12 protein-coding genes are annotated in these 16,967 nt (G+C 61.9%); 5 read left to right on the top strand and 7 right to left on the bottom strand.

All coding sequences use genetic code 11. From position 1 onward, the window contains the following. Positions 1–178: 178 nt before the first annotated feature. The 4 genes from U0O11_RS13345 to gap all read right to left on the bottom strand — a co-directional run bounded on the left by U0O11_RS13345 (position 179) and on the right by gap (position 5,970). Positions 179–1,045: a dienelactone hydrolase family protein gene (locus U0O11_RS13345; RefSeq protein ID WP_225347127.1), complete on the bottom strand. Its 867-nt coding sequence runs from the start codon at positions 1,043–1,045 to the stop codon at positions 179–181. 95 nt (positions 1,046–1,140) lie between these two features. Beyond that, positions 1,141–3,495: a sensor domain-containing diguanylate cyclase gene (locus U0O11_RS13350; RefSeq protein WP_286989383.1), complete on the bottom strand. Its 2,355-nt coding sequence runs from the start codon at positions 3,493–3,495 to the stop codon at positions 1,141–1,143. Positions 3,496–3,877: 382 nt separating this feature from the next. Continuing rightward, positions 3,878–4,270 (bottom strand): hypothetical protein, encoded by a 393-nt coding sequence (locus U0O11_RS13355; RefSeq protein ID WP_225347129.1) that lies wholly within the window; start codon positions 4,268–4,270, stop codon positions 3,878–3,880. Between the two features lie 695 nt (positions 4,271–4,965). Further along, positions 4,966–5,970, bottom strand: a complete 1,005-nt coding sequence (gene gap / locus U0O11_RS13360) for a type I glyceraldehyde-3-phosphate dehydrogenase (RefSeq protein WP_043331416.1) — start codon at positions 5,968–5,970, stop codon at positions 4,966–4,968. Positions 5,971–6,335: 365 nt separating this feature from the next. On the opposite strand from gap, the gene edd reads away from it, so the two are divergent. From edd to U0O11_RS13385, 5 genes are all read left to right on the top strand, one after another. Then, entirely contained in the window at positions 6,336–8,186 is a 1,851-nt protein-coding gene (edd, locus tag U0O11_RS13365) for a phosphogluconate dehydratase (protein WP_054555569.1), read from the top strand. Between the two features lie 55 nt (positions 8,187–8,241). Further along, the gene (gene glk / locus U0O11_RS13370; protein ID WP_153636384.1) at positions 8,242–9,258 is read left to right on the top strand and encodes a glucokinase; all 1,017 of its coding nucleotides are present in this window, start codon (positions 8,242–8,244) and stop codon (positions 9,256–9,258) included. A gap of 37 nt (positions 9,259–9,295) precedes the next feature. After that, on the top strand, positions 9,296–10,174 hold the full coding sequence (locus tag U0O11_RS13375; protein WP_153636385.1) for a D-hexose-6-phosphate mutarotase: 879 nt from the start codon (positions 9,296–9,298) through the stop codon (positions 10,172–10,174). Between the two features lie 204 nt (positions 10,175–10,378). After that, positions 10,379–12,061, top strand: coding sequence for a glucose-6-phosphate isomerase (pgi, locus tag U0O11_RS13380; RefSeq protein ID WP_054555572.1), 1,683 nt, complete (start codon positions 10,379–10,381; stop codon positions 12,059–12,061). Beyond that, positions 12,061–13,044 (top strand): carbohydrate kinase family protein, encoded by a 984-nt coding sequence (locus tag U0O11_RS13385; protein ID WP_054555573.1) that lies wholly within the window; start codon positions 12,061–12,063, stop codon positions 13,042–13,044. The genes pgi and U0O11_RS13385 overlap by 1 nt, the downstream gene beginning before the upstream one ends. A 243-nt stretch (positions 13,045–13,287) precedes the next feature. On the opposite strand, the gene U0O11_RS13390 is transcribed toward U0O11_RS13385, so the two are convergent. The 3 genes from U0O11_RS13390 to U0O11_RS13400 form a co-directional block, all read right to left on the bottom strand. Beyond that, complete coding sequence (locus U0O11_RS13390) at positions 13,288–14,316, bottom strand: porin (protein ID WP_153636386.1); 1,029 nt, start codon at positions 14,314–14,316, stop codon at positions 13,288–13,290. A gap of 605 nt (positions 14,317–14,921) precedes the next feature. Then, the gene (locus U0O11_RS13395; protein ID WP_043331424.1) at positions 14,922–16,307 is read right to left on the bottom strand and encodes a TRAP transporter large permease; all 1,386 of its coding nucleotides are present in this window, start codon (positions 16,305–16,307) and stop codon (positions 14,922–14,924) included. Continuing rightward, positions 16,304–16,888, bottom strand: coding sequence for a TRAP transporter small permease (locus tag U0O11_RS13400; RefSeq protein WP_153636387.1), 585 nt, complete (start codon positions 16,886–16,888; stop codon positions 16,304–16,306). The genes U0O11_RS13395 and U0O11_RS13400 overlap by 4 nt, the downstream gene beginning before the upstream one ends. Between the last annotated feature and the right edge of the window lie 79 nt (positions 16,889–16,967).

Here is a 16,967-nt window from a genome sequence, read left to right on the forward strand (position 1 = left end):
CGCTGAACGCCTTGCCATGGCCTCCTGCCAGAGACCTTGAAACAGGCTCATGAAATAGCTGCTAGAAAAAGTCCCATGAAAAAGCCCGCCCGGAAACTTCCCGGGCGGGCTTTTTCATGTCGATCACCTTCAGCACCGGTGACGACGGCTCAGGTCTTGCAGCTCAGGTCTTGACGACTCAGGTCTTGACGGACTTCTTCGGTGTCTTGAAGACCTCATTGAACAGGTTGAGCATGACCTGCCAGGAAGCCGAATCCGCGGCCGCGTCATAGCCCAGCGGCAGATCGTACTTGGCCGCCTTGGCATCCGATTCCGGATTGGTGAAGGCGTGCTTGGCACCCGGATACTGGATCAGCGTGGTGCGCGTCTCGAGTGACTGGAAGGTCGCGACCAGCTTGTCGAGATCCTCCTGCGCCACCAGCGTATCTGCCGCGCCATTCTGGATCACGACCCGGCCGGCAAACGGCTCGGGCTCCGTCACGGCAATCGACGGGCTGCCATGGAAGCTGACGACCGCCTTGAGCGGCGCTCCGGTCAGCGCCATGTTGAGCACCACGGCACCGCCGAAGCAGTAGCCGATCGCCGCCATGCGCTCGCCATCGACTTCCGGGCGTGAGCGCAGCACCGCCAGCGCCGAATTGAAGCTGGATTCCGCCTTCGGCCAGTCGCTCATCACCGCAGAGGAGAAGGCGCCGGCCTCCTTGGGATGCTCGGCCGTGCGCCCACCGCCATACATGTCGACGGCCATGACCACGTAGCCAAGCCCTGCCAATTGTTCGGCGCGCTTGCGGGCGTAGCTGTTCAAGCCCCACCACTCATGCACCAGCAGGATACCGGGTCGACGCCCCTGCGCCTTGGCATCGCGTGCGATCAGGCCTACGTGCTCCTCACCATTGGCCCTATAGGTCACCGTCTCCGTGACCACCTGCGGCCCCTCGAGACGATTGACCAGCGGTGCATCCTCGGCGGCCATGGCCTGTCCGGCGGAAAATACCGACTGTGCAAACAACAGGGTGCCAGCGCACCAGCCACGTAACATTCGCATCGCCTACTCCTTGTATGACGTGATCCACTTGCATGACGCGATCCACAACCCGAGACACCGGCTGCAGGTGTGCCCGATTGATCACCGGTATTGGCTCAATTGTCCTCGCTCAAGGACTGCGATGCCAGCACCACCCGATCGCGACCGCTGCGCTTGGCACTGTAGAGCGCCATATCGGCACGGTGCAGGTAGCCATCCCGGGTCTCCCCCGGCAGCGGTGTCGCCACTCCCATGCTGATGGTGCAGCGCAGTATCAGCGACTTGAAGCGCACCTCCAGCGCCGCGATCTGCTGTCGCAGGCGCTCGGCCATTCCGACACCGGTGGCGGTACCGGCATCGGTGAGCAGGACGGCAAACTCCTCGCCGCCCAGACGCGCAAAGCAGTCATCGCGCCGCAGCTGGGCACGACACGCCTCACCAAGACTGATCAGCACCTGATCGCCCGCCGCATGGCCGTGAGTGTCATTGACGCGCTTGAAGTGGTCGATATCAAACAGGATCAACGCCATCTGCTCCCGCGATGACGAGCTCAGCAGGGTGTCGAGCGTGTCGAGGAAGCTGGCCCGGGTCATGGCGCCGGTCATGGCGTCCGTCATCGCTTCATGCTCGCGACGCTGCTCGACCAGCTTGCGCTCATGAATGTTGCGCGACACCGACAGCACGCGCTGATAACGCCCGGTGGCGGGGTCCATCGAGGGCGTCGAGATCGACTCGAACCACAGCGTATGCCCAGCCTTGTGTTGAATCCTGAAGTCGACTCGAAACACTTCGCCGAGACAGGCGGCACGATGGACCTCCTGCGCGATGCGCAGCATGTCATCGGGATGGATCAGCTGCTTGATCTCCTGGCCGATGATCTCCTGCGGGCGATAACCGCAGAGCTTTTCCACCGAGGGGCTGATGTACTGACAGATGCCGTGGGAGTCCTCGATGCTGACCAGATCGCTGACGGAGTTGAGGATGAAGCGATAGCGCTCCTCGCTCTGGCGCAGCTCATCCTCGATACGGTATCGAGCGGTGGCATCGTCACAATAGCCATGCCAGATCACGCCGCCCTCGGGGGAGTCGATCACCTGCGGCAGCCCGACACACGCCAGCCTGCGCTCCTGACCATCCGGATGCTGATAGCGTATCTCCGCCTCCCAGGGCGATTGCTGCCGGGCACTGGTCTGCAGTGACATGAGCAGCTGCTCACGCTCGCGACCCGCGATGCGCGCCAGCAGCAGCATGGGGTCGTCGATGACGGCCTGCGGGTCGAGCCCCAGCACTTGCGAGGCAACTGGCGAAAGGTAGGTATAACGCAGCTCACCCTCCCGACTCAGGCGACACTGGAAGACGACGCCGCGCATCTGCTGGACAAGGTTGTCCAATTGGCGCCGATGCGCTTCGCGCTGGGTGACATCACTGAGCTTGCCGAGCACGGCGGTGACCTCTCCCACAGGCGAGTAACTCAGCTGCATGTCATCCTGGAGATAGCGCTTGCGCCCATCCACATGCACGAAGGCGTAACACAGACTCAGACGACTATGGCGCTCCCGCACGGCCTCATCAAAGCGCTGCTGACAGATGGTCAGCTCATCCGGCGCCAATCGGGCCTGCCAGAGACCCGGGCTGGCCATCAGCAGGTCATGTGAAAGCCCGGTGAGCGCCTCGCTGCCTGCCGACAGATACTCCAATTCCTCTGGCGGCCATTCACCAGCGGTCGCGTAGTGCGCGCCGGGTGTCTCATCCACCCGCCGCGCCAGACGTTGCTGTTGATCGATCACATGCTCGAGACGTTGATGTACCTGGGTGATGTCGCGCGCCATCACGGCCACCTGACGCCCCTCGTCGGCGAGTGAGCGTCCCAGACTGACCATCTGCACGGATAACCTGGATTCCCCCCGCGGCAGCGACAGGCTGATATCGCATTGCCAGGGTTCGGCTCTCTCCAGGCTACGCAGGACATGAGGGAGGTAGAGGTGCTCAAGCGAGAGGCGGGAATGCGCACAGGCCGCATCGTGATAGAGATGCCAGGCCGGGTTGGCATGACTGATCACCAGGCTCTCATCCTTGAGCAGCAGGATCGCCATCGGGTCACGGCTGCGCACCATCATCAGACGATAGGCACGCGCCAGCTGCTGCTCCTGCTCATTGGCCTTGTCACGCTGCGTGATATCCGTCACTCGTCCACACAGCGGATGCCCCACACCGGAACTCCACAGACATTCCTCGAGCAACAACATCTGCCCGCTGCGGTCGCGCATGCGATACGTCGTGCGCTCGACCCGCCCCATCGAGGCGCGAAAGTCACTCAACCGCTGCCGGTCGGCGGTGATCACCAGCGAAAGCCAGAGCTCCGGCTGCTTGAGAAAATCCCGCACCGTATATCCCAGCAGGTGTTCCGCCGCTGCATTCATGGCAATCAGGCGCTGACCATCAGCACTGAGCGTGAACAACACATCTGCCACGACAGCATAATGATGCTGCAGCAAACGACTATCCGCGAATGATTCAGGCAACGTGAAACCCCTTCTCTGTCATGCGGTTTGCTCAAGAATGCCCTATCCATGGCGCTGGCAGCCAGCAGTACCCCCAACGCTTGGTTGCGCGAAGATCCGGGCAGATGACGGCATATGAACGATGGCGACCTTTGCCTTTGCGTCTGACTATCTCCCTTATCGGCAGCGCTGGCGCAATTGTTGTGGGCGAATATCACGCAAGCGGCACCGAAGGGAAAACCTCATGGATGCAAAAAGCCCGAAGCATAAGCTTCGGGCTTTTTTGAGAGCTCACCTTGAACAGAGCTGGCCTTGAACAGAGCTGACTTGATCAGAGCTGGCCTGGAAAGATCTAGCCTTGCGCGGAACGCGGCATGGCATCGTCGATGAGCGCGGAGGACGGGGCATCAGGTGCGCCGCTGCGGCCGTCGTTGCCCTCGCCAGCCGGCTGGGCGGTAGCGCGCGGGGCCTTGCGCTTGTGACGCCGCGACTGCCTGCTGTCCTTGTCCTGCTGGGCGGAAGGCGCCTTGACCGGCAGGCGCGCCCGCAGGTGCTCGAGCAACGCGCGAAAATCATCCGGCTCCATGCCGATGCGCTCCGCTGCGACACTTTCCTGCCATAGCACATAGATCGCCGGCTGCTCACGCCCCAGGTCCATACCCACGACCTTGCCCTCGCGCTGAGTACGCGGGTCGCGCAAGGTAGCACCGATCAATTCATGAGCTTCGCGGATGGCATCGTGCATCTGAGACAGCCTGCTGTGGAAGTCGAGATAACTGCCGGAGAGTGTGCGGCAGTGTGGCAATACCTTCCCTGAATTGCGCACAACAATGGATCACTCGCAGGCCATAGGGCCGCCTGCATGATTTGACGTTGTCATGACCTGGCTCACTGATAGACGCAAGGCCAACAGGTGCGAAGTGTAACACACCGCCACAGTTTCGCTAATTTCACTCGACCGTGAATTACGATGACGACATGTTGACCACCTTTCTCGACGTATCAGTGCACGTTTCACACCACCTGACCCGACTCTGTCGCGATCGTGCTCAGAAAAGTTGCCATAAGGTCACGCCATTGACGCAAGACAACGACACTTTGCGCCTTGGAGCACCTCCCGCACTTTCGTGGTGCGCAAAAAAAACCTCTCCCATTGGGAGAGGTTCAAAAATGGATGACGCGATGTCATTCCGAGCAGCATCGAAGCCGGTCTTGGCGCCAACCCTGACCGACCACCGATTCAAAGGGGACGAATGGCATTGCCTTGTCCGTGGAGCCTGAGCGCGACGCGAGAATCCTCGGGCCACTCGTCCTCACCTGTTGGGAGCCTGCCCTCCTGTCTTGCCAACAGACTGACAGGCCCCCGAATTCTTGCTGTCCCGCGCGGCCTTTTGGGTTGATCGATGAGGGATCAAAGGCCGCGCGGGACTCACCAAGTGCTTACTTGGCGGCTTGCATTGCCAACGCAGTGTCGAGCATACGGTTGGAGAAGCCCCACTCGTTGTCGTACCACGCCATGACCTTGACCAGGCGATCTTCGCTGACGCGAGTGTGATTGCTGTCGAAGGTGGAAGAGTGTGCATCGTGGTTGAAGTCGATGGACACCAGCGGCAGCTCGTTGACGGCCAGCACGCTGGAGCCTTCGGCGGCCTTGGCCACGATGGCGTTGATCTCTTCGATGGAGGTATCACGCGACGCGGTGAAGGTCAGATCGACCAGCGACACGTTGATGACCGGCACGCGGATCGCCAGACCATCCAGCTTGCCGTTCAGTTCCGGCAGCACCAGACCCACTGCCGCGGCGGCACCGGTCTTGGTCGGGATCATGGAATGGGTCGCGCTGCGGGCACGGTACGGGTCGGAGTGGTAGACATCCGACAGGTTCTGATCGTTGGTGTAGGCGTGAATGGTGGTCATCAGGCCGTTCTCGATGCCGACTTCATCATTCAGCGCCTTGGCGACCGGCGCCAGGCAGTTGGTGGTGCATGACGCGTTGGAAACGACCTGATGCTCGGCCTTCAGCACATCTTCGTTGACGCCGAACACGACAGTTGCATCGGCATCGCCGCTCGGCGCGGAGATCAGCACACGCTTGGCGCCGGCTTCGATGTGCTTGGCAGCGGCAGCACGCTTGGTGAACAGACCGGTGCATTCCATCACCAGGTCGATGTCCAGGCTGGACCACGGCAGCTGGGCCGGGTCACGCTCGGCCAGGATGCGGATCTTGTCGTCACCGACGAACAGATTCTCTTCGTCGTGCGAGACAGTCTCGGCGAAACGGCCGTGGACGGTATCGCGGCTCAGCAGGTGAGCATTGAGCTTCGGATCACCCAGATCATTGATAGCGACGACCTGGATACGATCGTTGTACTGACCTTCATACAGCGCACGCAGCACGTTGCGACCGATGCGACCAAAACCATTGATGGCGACGCGTAATGTCATGATTCAACTCCTGTGGCGTATGGCGGGTGCAGGACCAGACCTGATCCAGGAACGAAAGCCTGCAATGCGTTCCGTGAAATTATCCTACACGCTTTTCCCATAATTTGGCCGAAAGTCGTCCAGTCTTCAAGCAGTTTTTTTGTTAAATTTACCGAATATTCCGAACAAAACCGTTTCTCGAGCGCCATGACGCGCTACTGTAGGCTACCCCGGCAACCGAACGACGCGACACGAGTGAGGCCAGAGGCTTTACACCGCCATCACCACTGGATAGCGTCGCCGGATAGCAGCACGCCCACACAGCGGGAAACGCTTTCTTTCGCCAGCCTCGGCGCCCTGCGCCGCCTGATACATGAGGTAAGAGCATGTCAGTCAACCAGACCGTAGAGCACGTGACCCAGCGCATCATCGACCGCTCCCGCGAACGCCGCGCCGCCTATGAGCAGTTGATGGAAAGCCAGCAGCGCCGCGGTGTACACCGCTCCGAGCTCTCCTGTGGCAACCTGGCGCACGGCTTTGCCGCCTGTGGCGAGACCGACAAGAATCGTCTCAAGCTGATGAACTCGGCCAACCTGGGCATTATTTCGTCATATAACGACATGTTGTCCGCCCACCAACCGTTCGAGGACTACCCGCGCATCATCAAGGAAGCTGTCCAGGCGATGGGCTCCACCGCCCAGTTCGCCGGCGGCGTGCCCGCGATGTGCGATGGCGTGACCCAGGGTCAACCGGGCATGGAGCTGTCGCTGTTCTCCCGCGACCTGATCGCCATGGCCGCCGCTGTCGGCCTGTCGCACAACATGTTCGATGGCGCCCTGTTCCTCGGCGTGTGCGACAAGATCGTCCCGGGCCTGTTCATCGCCGCCGCACGCTTCGGCCACCTGCCGACGCTGTTCGTGCCGGCCGGCCCGATGCCCTCCGGCCTGCCCAACAACGAGAAGGCGCGTGTCCGTCAGTTGTTCGCCGAAGGCAAGGTCGGCCGCGATGCGCTGCTGGAAGCCGAGTCCGCGTCCTACCACAGCCCGGGCACCTGCACCTTCTATGGCACCGCCAACTCCAACCAGCTGATGGTCGAGCTGATGGGCCTGCACCTGCCGGGCGCGTCCTTCGTCAATCCGGGCACCCCGCTGCGCGAAGCCCTGACGCGTCACGCCGCCGAGCAGACCATCCGCAACAGTGAAGTCGGCGGCGACTACCGTCCCTTCTATCGCCAGATCGATGCCCGCGCCATCGTCAATGCCATGGTCGGCCTGCTGGCTTCCGGCGGCTCCACCAACCACACCCTGCACCTGGTCGCGATGGCCGGCGCAGCGGGCGTGACCATCACCTGGGATGACTTCACCGAGCTTTCCGCGGTGGTGCCGAGCCTGACGCGCATCTACCCGAACGGCCAGGCCGACATCAATCACTTCCAGGCGGCCGGCGGCATGAGCTTCCTGATCCGTGAACTGCTCAAGGCGGGTCTGCTCCACGACATCCCCACCCAGGACGGCGGCACCCTGGCCGGCTATGTCCGCGAGCCCTTCCTCGAGAACGGCAAGCTGGTCTGGAAGGACGGCCCCACCGACAGCCTCGACGAGGATGTGCTGCGTCCGGTGGCCAACCCGTTCGCCCCGACAGGCGGCCTGACCGTGCTGGACGGCAACCTCGGCCGCGGCGTGATCAAGGTCTCTGCCGTCAAGGAAGAGCATCGTCTCGTCGAAGCGCCGGTGAAGCTGTTCAGCGACCAGGATGAGATGAAGGCCGCCTTCGAAGCCGGTGAGCTGGAGCAGGACATGGTCGCCGTGGTGCGCTACCAGGGCCCGCGTGCCAACGGCATGCCGGAACTGCACAAGCTGACGCCCTACCTCGGCATCCTGCAGGACCGCGGCTTCAAGGTCGCACTGGTGACGGATGGCCGCATGTCTGGCGCCTCGGGCAAGGTCCCGGCCGCCATTCACATGACGCCGGAAGCGCTCGACGGCGGCCCGCTGGCACGCCTGCGCGAAGGTGACGTGGTCCGCCTGGATGCCAATGCCGGCACCCTCACAGCGCTGGTCGATGAAGCCGAATGGGCCGAGCGCGAGGCCGAGACCATCACTCGCGACAGCTATCATCACGGCCTGGGCCGCGAGCTGTTCTCCGGCATGCGTTCACTGGTCGGCGGTGCCGAGGAAGGCGCCTCCAGCTTTGCTGGCTACGGCGACCTGCCGGGCAGCGGCCACGACCTGATGTGATGGGCGCACCCTGTCACTCTCCTGAGGCACTGACGCAAAGGAAGGATGCCGGACGATGACCCGCGACACCTCCCATCGCCTTGCTCTGGTAGGCGATATCGGTGGCACCAATGCCCGGCTGGCACTCGTCCAGCCGGGCAGCCACACCCTGCAGCACATCCAGACGCTCGCCTGCGCCGAGCATGCCGGGCTTGAGGAGGCCATCCAGGCCTACTATCGGATGCTGGGCCTGTCAGAGGCCGAGCAACCCGTCGAGGCCTGCCTGGCCTTCGCCTGCCCCGTGCATGATGAACGCGTCAGCATGACCAACAATCACTGGACGTTTCTCAAGCGCGAGGTGCGCGAATCATTGAGGCTTGAGCGCTTCAAGTGCCTGAATGATTTCACCGCCATGGCGCTGGGCGTGCCCCACATCGAGGCCAGCGAACGTCTGGCCATCGGTGAGGAGCTCACCGAAGGTAGTGGCGATGCGGCCTCGCCACGCCTGGTGATCGGCCCCGGCACCGGCCTGGGTGTCGCGGGTCTGGTGCGCGGCACGCACAACTGGATTCCTCTCGCGACCGAAGGGGGGCATGCAAGCTTCGCCCCCACCGACGAGATCGAGGATGGCCTGCTCGGCATCTTCCGCCGTCGCCATGGTCGCGTCTCGGTGGAGCGCCTGCTGTGTGGCCAGGGCATGCTCGAGATCTATCAGGCCCTGGGCGAGCTTCGCGGCCTGCCGACTCCCCTCGACAGTGCGGCCAGCGTCAGCCAGGCAGCGCATGAGCACCTGCATCACGATGAACCGCAGAATGCCCTCGCCTTTGATGCCGTGATGCGCTTCATGAAGATTCTTGGCGCGGTCGCCGGCGATGCAGCACTCACGCTGGGGGCGCGCGGCGGGGTCTATCTGTGTGGTGGCGTGCTGCCGCGCAACCTGGATCTGCTGATACGCAGCGATTTCCGCCACGCCTTCACCGACAAGAATCGTCTGAGCCGTTACAATGCCGCGATACCCACCTGGGTGGTGACCGCGCCGTGGACCGGCCTGCTGGGCGCCGCCGAGGCTCTGCACAATGAAGAGGTGGCATGATGCATCGCAACCTCCTGAACCATCGAGGTAGCTCGAGATGATCCCCGAAAGTCTGCGCGCACTGATCGCCGACACCGCTGGCCAACGCACTGTCGAATGGCAGGGCCGCTCGCTGTTGATCCTCAACCAGGAGTGGGGCGAGCTGGTGGTCTGCCACCAGGGGGCTCAGGTGCTGCACTATCAGCCGACGGGCGACTCTCCCTGGCTGTGGGTGACGGAAACGCCCGCCGCCCTGCCGGGCAGCATTCGCGGCGGCATTCCGCTGTGCTGGCCCTGGTTCGCGGATGAGTTCCCCGAGGGCGAAAGCGAACTGCACGGCCCCGCTCGCAAGGCCGACTGGCGCATCGATGCGGTGGACGAGGAAGAGGAAGGCGTCGAGATCCATGCCTCACCGGTCTCAGCGCTGCATGCCGCCCTCTCTCCGCGCGTGGTGATCTTTGCCAGCCGCCGCTTCCTCAAGGTCGAGCTGATCACGGAAAACCGTGGCGAGGCTCCGATCAAGATGACCGGCGCGCTGCATACCTACTTCGCAGTGGCGAATGCCTTCGAGTGTCGCGTCACTGGTCTGGCCGGCGCCAGCTACCTGGACAAGAGCCAGGACTTCTCGCGCTTCGACCAGCAGGGCGAACTGGGCGTGCGCGGCCCGCTGGACCGCATCTACCAGACCAGCCAGGTTCAGGTGCTCGAGGACGGCAAGCGTCAGCTGCGCATCGCCAAGCAGGGCTCTGACTCCACGGTGGTCTGGCATCCCGGTGACGCGCCGCCGGCCGACACCAGCGTCGAGAATGCGCGCAGCTTCCTGTGTGTCGAGACCGCCTGCACGCGACTCGATCCGGTCTGGCTGCCGCCGGGCGCTCAGCATCTGCTGGCTCAGCACATCTCACCGCTGAGCGGTGATGAGGCAAGCGGCGAGTGAATGACAGCCGGCCACGCGACTCACGGCGTGGCCGGCACCTTGCGCACCTTGTCGGCCAACCGAGAGCTCTCGGCGCCTGAATCGTGTCATCCACACGACTCCCGACTGACAGTGACTTTCGCCTCGCCTGCAAGCGTGCGTCGGGCCGCCACAGAATGCGACCCGCCCCGATGAACTTCAACAACCCATACGATGGACACTTCCATGCTGCAATTGACCCGTAGTGTTTCCTGGCAGGCGCTGACCCGGCTGGGCGAGGTGACCCGCAACGACCGCATCCGCGATTACTTCGCGGCGGATCCCAAGCGCTTCGAGAAGATGAGCCTGCGCGTCGGCGGCCTGTTTCTCGACTACTCCAAGCACCACATCTCCGATGAGGTGATGGAGGCGCTGGTCGAACTGGCTGAGCACTCTGCACTCGTTCAACGTCGCGCGCAGATGTTCTCCGGCGACATCATCAACGTCACCGAGAATCGCCCGGTGCTGCACACCGCACTGCGCAGCCAGACCAACACGCCGGTCATCGTCGATGGCAAGGACGTGATGCCGGAAATCCACAAGACGCGCGAGCAGATCCGCGCCTTCTCGGAAGCCGTGCGCAGCGGTGAGTGGAAAGGCTTCGACGGCCAGCGGATTCGCGACGTGGTCAACATCGGCATCGGCGGCTCCGATCTGGGCCCCAACATGGCCTGCCGTGCGTTGCTCAAGCATCGCCACCCGGAAATCAATTTCCACTTCGTCTCCAACGTCGATGGCAACCACATCCAGAAGGTGCTCAAGCGCCTGGATCCTGCCACCACGCTGTTCATCGTCTCCACCAAGACCTTCTCCACCCAGGAAACCCTGCTCAACGCCAAGACGGCGCGCCGCTGGTTCCTGGAGCACGCCGGTCAGGATGCCGACGTCGGTGCCCACTTCGTCGCGGCTTCCACCAACCGCAAGGCGGCCAAGGAATTCGGCATTCGCGAAGAGAACGTCTTCGAATTCTGGGCCTGGGTTGGCGGTCGCTACTCCATGTGGTCTTCCATCGGCCTGCCCATCGCCCTGTCCATCGGCTATGAAGGCTTCATGGAGCTGCTGGAAGGCGCCCATGAGATGGACCAGCACTTCATCAATGCGCCGATGGCCGAGAACATGCCGGTCCTGATGGCGCTGATCGGCATCTGGTACATCAACTTCATGGGCGCCGAGACCCAAGCCATCGTGCCTTACGACCAGGCCCTGCATCAGCTGCCCGCCTTCCTGCAGCAGCTGGACATGGAATCCAACGGCAAGTCAGTCGACATCTTCGGCCGTCCGGTGGACTACAAGACCGGCCCGATCGTGTGGGGCGAGACCGGCTCCAACGGCCAGCATGCCTTCTTCCAGCTGCTGCACCAGGGCACGCGCTACGTGCCCATCGACTTCATCGCCTCGCTGAAGCCGGAGCCGGGTACCGAAGAGCACCACTTCGCGCTGATCACCAACATGCTGGCGCAGGCCAACGCCTTCATGGAAGGCAGCCAGGATGGCAGCAACCTCGATCCGCACTACAATTGCCCGGGCAACCGCCCGTCGAGCACCCTGCTGCTGGATGAGATGACCCCGCGCAACCTCGGCGCACTGATCGCCCTCTACGAGCACAAGGTCTTCGTGCAGGGCGTGATCTGGAACATCAACTCCTTCGACCAGTGGGGCGTGCAGCTCGGCAAGCGCATCGCCGGGGAAATCAGCGCGCGTATCGATACCGACGTGAAGGCCTTCGATCCGTCCACCCAGGGCCTGCTGGCGCTGGTCCGCGAGCACTTCCCTGCCGGTGGCGCCACCCAGGCGGATGACAGCAACGACAAGCCGGGCAAGAAAGCCAAAGGCTCCACGACGACCACTCGCAAGGAAACCTCCTCCTGATGACTCCGGTAATCGCGTTCGGCGAAGCGCTCGTCGACATGCTCTCCAACAAGCTCGGCGGCCAGGCCGTCGAGCAGGAAACCTTCACGCCCTACGCGGGCGGCGCACCGGCCAACGTCGCGGTGGCCTGTGCCCGTCTCGGCCTGCCGAGTCACTTCGTCGGCATGCTGGGTCAGGACAGCTTCGGTGACTTCCTGCACGACGAACTGAGCGCTCATGGCGTGCAGATGGATCACGTCAAGCGCACCAGCCATGCGCGCACCGCACTCGCCTTCGTGTCTCGCGATGAAGAGGGTGAACGCCGCTTCGACTTCTATCGTCCGCCGGCCGCTGACCTGCTGTTCCGTCCGGAGCACGCCGGGCCTGAGCTGTTCGCGACCCCCGCCATCTTCCACCTGTGCAGCAACAGCCTGACCGACGCCGGCATCGCGGACACCAGCTTCGTGCTGGCGTCACGCGCACGTGCTGCAGGCTCTCTGGTCAGCGTGGATGCCAATCTGCGTCACAACCTGTGGCCAAACCAGCAGGTCGATGTGACCCTGGTCACGCGCCTGCTGGACAACGCCGATATCCTCAAGCTGTCCCAGGAAGAGGTCGAGGCACTGACCGGCAGTCAGCCGCAGACCGACTGGCTCGAAGCGCGCCTGAAAGCCGGTGTGCGCCTGATCGTGCTCACCGATGGCCCGGGCGTGATCCGTGCCCTGGTGCGCAAGCAGAGCGGCGACATCGAGACCGTCAGCATCACGCCGCCCACCGTCAAGGCGGTCGATACCACGGCCGGTGGCGACGCCTTCATCGGCGGCTTCCTGTCAGCCCTCAGCGAAGCCGGCATCAATGCCGACAACCTGAGCGACTGGTGCGAAGACGAGAGTCATCTCAACGCCGCACTGGAGCGTGCTGCAGCCTGCGGTGCCTTCGCCGTGACTCGCCCGGGCGCCTATGCCGCACTGCCCAAGCGTGAAGATCTCGACGCCATGAAATGATGGCCGGATAATTGCGCTGACAGGTTATCCGCCAGCGCCATCATTTCCCTGAGAGGCGCATGATAAAAGCCCCTTTGATCATCAGATCAAAGGGGCTTTTTTCGTGACCATGACGCTAATGCTTGCGCATTGGCTACCCTCCCTTCATCGGACAGGGAGTCAGTCATCACAGAAGAGACAGACGTAAAAAAGCCGGCCCTGAGGGACCGGCTTTCGTTAGCTTGCTAGACGATTGAAGACGTCTTAGAAGCCGTAGTAGATGCCGACTGCAGCGCCGTCACTAGCATCGCCAGAACGATCGTACTGGGCGTATTCAATGTAGGTGTACATCGCGGAAGAGATGTTGTAAGTCACACCCAGGTTGAATTCGTTGAAGCTGTCGTCGCCACCGTTTTCAGTAGCCACGGTGGAAGCGTCTTCAGCGTCGACATACTGGTAGCCGCCGTAGACGTCGCCCATGCCGTAGCCGTAACGCGCGCCGATACCGTAGTAGTCGACGTCGGTGTCATCTTCTTCACCCGCGAAACGCTCAGCCTTGACGGCGATACGCAGGGCATCGACGGTGTACTGACCGGTGATACCGTACTGGTCACCGATGTCGCTGCCGTTGGTGGCTTCGAACTGGTCCAGGTTGTCATACACAGCGGCGAGGGAGAAACCGCCGACGGTGTACTTGGCACCAGCGAAGAAGGACGCCTGATTGGAATCGGTGATGTTCTCGTCTTCGCCATCGCCTTCGAAGTTGGAACCGACGGCGAACTGCATGCCGCCCATGACCGGAGACATGTACTGCAGCTTGTTGCCTTCACGAGTCTGGCTGTCGCCAGTGATCTGGGAGCTGGAGTCAGTCAGGTCGAAGTATTCGTTGTTGGAGATCGGATCCTGGATCCAGTCATCCATCAGCTGATCCCAGGAACCGATACGCGCGTCACCGAAGGAGCCCTTGGCACCGACGTAGGACTGGTCGCCATCGTTCAGGCCGTTGCCGCCGCCCTTGGATTCGTCAGCGTCGTATTCCCACTCAGCCTTGAAGTAACCAACGATATCGTCGTTGATCTTGTGCTCGCCCTTGGCACCGAAGGTAGAACCGTTGTCACCCAGTTCGCTTTCCGGATCACCGCCGAGCTGGTCGACATAAGTGTATGCCAGCTGCACGTTACCGTAGATGTCCAGCTTGGTACCGTCCTGGTTGTAGACAGTAGCAGCGGAAGCAGAAGTAGCAGCCAGGGCAGCAGCGCCGGCGATGGCAGTAGCCAGAAGTGTCTTTTTCATCGCGATAGTTCCTTAACTAGCGTTAACTGTTCGATCGTGTCTGCCGATGGCAGTGACCAAGGTTCCGGGCGCTTGATGACGCCTCTAAAACTCTGTGGCCTAGTTATTATCCAATGCTCGCAGGGAAACCATATACCGGGCTTTCAGGATGTGCAACAGAAAAAAACACTGTTTTCGATCACCACTCCTGAACCTATCCATCGGTCGGTTGTCTGGCGTGAGCATACTCTAGGGCTCAAGAATGAAGGATTCATGACAACCATGCGTCTTGACGCGGATTCCTGCATCACCGAGCGCATCGCTGAGCGTTAATCCCGGATTCATTGTGGAAAAACCTCGCTTGCGACAAAAGTCGCAGAACAAATACCCGTCAACTGCTGTGCTTGTCTGATGCCAAGTTGTGGTTTCCTCTCAGCTTTATCTTCATGAAAGGCACCGTCCCTGTGCCAATGATTCATTCATGAGTCTGCTATCAATATCGGTCATCAAACTCAATCATCAAATCCAGTCAACAAGCCCAGTCGCCCTCCCTGTCATCAAGCTCTGTCATCAAGCTCTGTCATCAATCAATCTTTCCATCGCACCTTGTCAGCAGGCAGTGATCCTCAACTGCTCAACCAGTTGGGCAGGAACAGCGAGATAGCCGGCACATAGGTGATCAACACCAGGAACAGCAGCAACAGCGACAACCACGGCAATGCTGCCCGAATGACCCAGGTCATCGGCTTGCCGGTGATCCCCGCCGTCACGAAGAGGTTCAGCCCTACGGGGGGTGTCAGCATGCCGATCTCCATGTTGACCACCATGATGATGCCGAGATGGATCGGGTCGATCCCCAGCTGCGTCGCGATGGGGAACAGGATTGGCGCCATGATCAGCAGAATGGCCGAGGGCTCCATGAAGTTGCCCGCCGCCAGCAGCAGCAGATTCATCACGATCAAGAAGCCCCACGCCGGCAGCCCCCAGCCGATGATGGTTTCGGCGATGGTGTGCGGAATGCGCTCCGTGGTCAGTACATGCGCGAACAGCATCGCGTTGGCGATGATGAACAACAGCATCATCGAGACGCGCGCGCCATCCAGTACCACCTTCTTGACCTCCTGATCGGTGAAGGACCCCAGAAGCCCGGCAGGCACCTGCCACAGCGCGCGCAACCCCGCACTCCCCCAGGCTTCGTTGCCCTTGCGCCACGGCACGTTCTTCAACGGCCCCATGTCGCGATAGCCCACCACGGCGATGAACCAGGCATACACCGTGGCCACGGCCGCGGCTTCGGTGGGACTGGCCACGCCGCCATAGATCGAGCCCAGCACGATGAAGATCAACATCAGACCGCCCATGGCGATCAGGCCAGAGCGCGCAAGCACCCGTACGCCGGGGAAAGGCTGAGCCGGCAACTTCTTGATCCGCGCCGCGATATAGATGGCGACCATCAAAATACCGCCCATCAGGAGGCCCGGAATCAGACCTGCCATGAACATCTTGGCCGCCGAGACTTCCGTGGCGGCGGAATACACCAGCATCACGATGGACGGCGGAATCAGGATGCCCAGTGTCCCGGCATTGGTGATCACGCCCGCCGCGAAGGACTCGGTATAGCCCTGGCGCACCATGCCCGCGATCACGATGGAGCCGATCGCCGCCACCGTGGCCGGAGAAGAGCCGGACACGGCGGCAAACAGCATGCATGCCAATACGGAGGCCATCGCCAGTCCACCGCGCACGTGGCCGATGGCATCGGTGGCGAAGGTGATCAGGCGACGTGCCACGCCACCGGTCGAGAGAAAGGTGCTGGAGAGAATGAAGAACGGGATCGCCAGCAGGGTGTAGTGATGCGACAGGGCTTCGAACAGCTTGATCGCCACCGACCCCAGTGAGTCACTGGAAAACAGCAGGATCGTGGTGACACTCGAGAAGCCCAGCGCAAAGGCGATCGGCATGCCGAGAAAGATGCCGCCGAACAGCAGCGCAAACAGAGTGGCTATGGTCATCGTGGTGTTCCCTGATCACTGTCACGGCCAGCATCGCCGTTGTCTTGGCCATCCGGCGCGTCCGACTGCACCAGATGCATGCTGTCCTCGCCTTCGTCATGAAAGCCGAAGCCACTGGCATCGCCACGAATCACCTTCCAGCCCAGTACAGCAAAGCGCAGCATCAGCAGCAACATGGCAATGGGCAGAATGGTGAGGGCGTACCACTTGGGAATCGCGATGTCCTCAAGCTCGATGCCGATCATCTTCATCAGCGAGAGATATTCATAACTGCCGACCAGCAGCATCACGCAGTACGCCATGCAGATCGCCAGCGCCAGCAAGGTCGCCACGCGCTGCCAGAGCATCGGCAGCATCTTGACCACGACATCCACGCCGATGTGCGCGCCCTGCTTGACGCCCCAGGACACGCCGATCAGCACGAACCAGCCCGCCAGATACAGCGTGGCCTCCTGTGACCAGCTGATGCCGGTATTGAAGACGAAGCGCAACACCACCTCGACGAAGACCAGCAGCACCATCGCTACCAGCAGCAGCGAGAACAGCGTCTCTTCCGCCTTGTGAAGCCATCGTAGTGCCATGGCAAAAATCCTCATGTCGCTCAAGGACACTTGCCCCACGCGAGATCGCCGATGTCCTGGCGCTCAAGATGGGGCAAGT

The sequence above is a fragment of the Cobetia sp. D5 genome (genome assembly GCF_035666195.1).
GTDB classification, from domain to species: domain Bacteria; phylum Pseudomonadota; class Gammaproteobacteria; order Pseudomonadales; family Halomonadaceae; genus Cobetia; species Cobetia amphilecti.

Bases quoted from the DNA above. Each gene is read 5' to 3' on its own strand.
- U0O11_RS13345 (WP_225347127.1), bottom strand. From the start codon at position 1,045: ATGCGAATGTTACGTGGCTGGTGCGCTGGCACCCTGTTGTTTGCACAG.
- U0O11_RS13355 (WP_225347129.1), bottom strand. From the start codon at position 4,270: ATGCACGATGCCATCCGCGAAGCTCATGAATTGATCGGTGCTACCTTG.
- gap (WP_043331416.1), bottom strand. From the start codon at position 5,970: ATGACATTACGCGTCGCCATCAATGGTTTTGGTCGCATCGGTCGCAAC.
- edd (WP_054555569.1), top strand. From the start codon at position 6,336: ATGTCAGTCAACCAGACCGTAGAGCACGTGACCCAGCGCATCATCGAC.
- glk (WP_153636384.1), top strand. From the start codon at position 8,242: ATGACCCGCGACACCTCCCATCGCCTTGCTCTGGTAGGCGATATCGGT.
- U0O11_RS13375 (WP_153636385.1), top strand. From the start codon at position 9,296: ATGATCCCCGAAAGTCTGCGCGCACTGATCGCCGACACCGCTGGCCAA.
- pgi (WP_054555572.1), top strand. From the start codon at position 10,379: ATGCTGCAATTGACCCGTAGTGTTTCCTGGCAGGCGCTGACCCGGCTG.
- U0O11_RS13385 (WP_054555573.1), top strand. From the start codon at position 12,061: ATGACTCCGGTAATCGCGTTCGGCGAAGCGCTCGTCGACATGCTCTCC.
- U0O11_RS13390 (WP_153636386.1), bottom strand. From the start codon at position 14,316: ATGAAAAAGACACTTCTGGCTACTGCCATCGCCGGCGCTGCTGCCCTG.
- U0O11_RS13395 (WP_043331424.1), bottom strand. From the start codon at position 16,307: ATGACCATAGCCACTCTGTTTGCGCTGCTGTTCGGCGGCATCTTTCTC.
- U0O11_RS13400 (WP_153636387.1), bottom strand. From the start codon at position 16,888: ATGGCACTACGATGGCTTCACAAGGCGGAAGAGACGCTGTTCTCGCTG.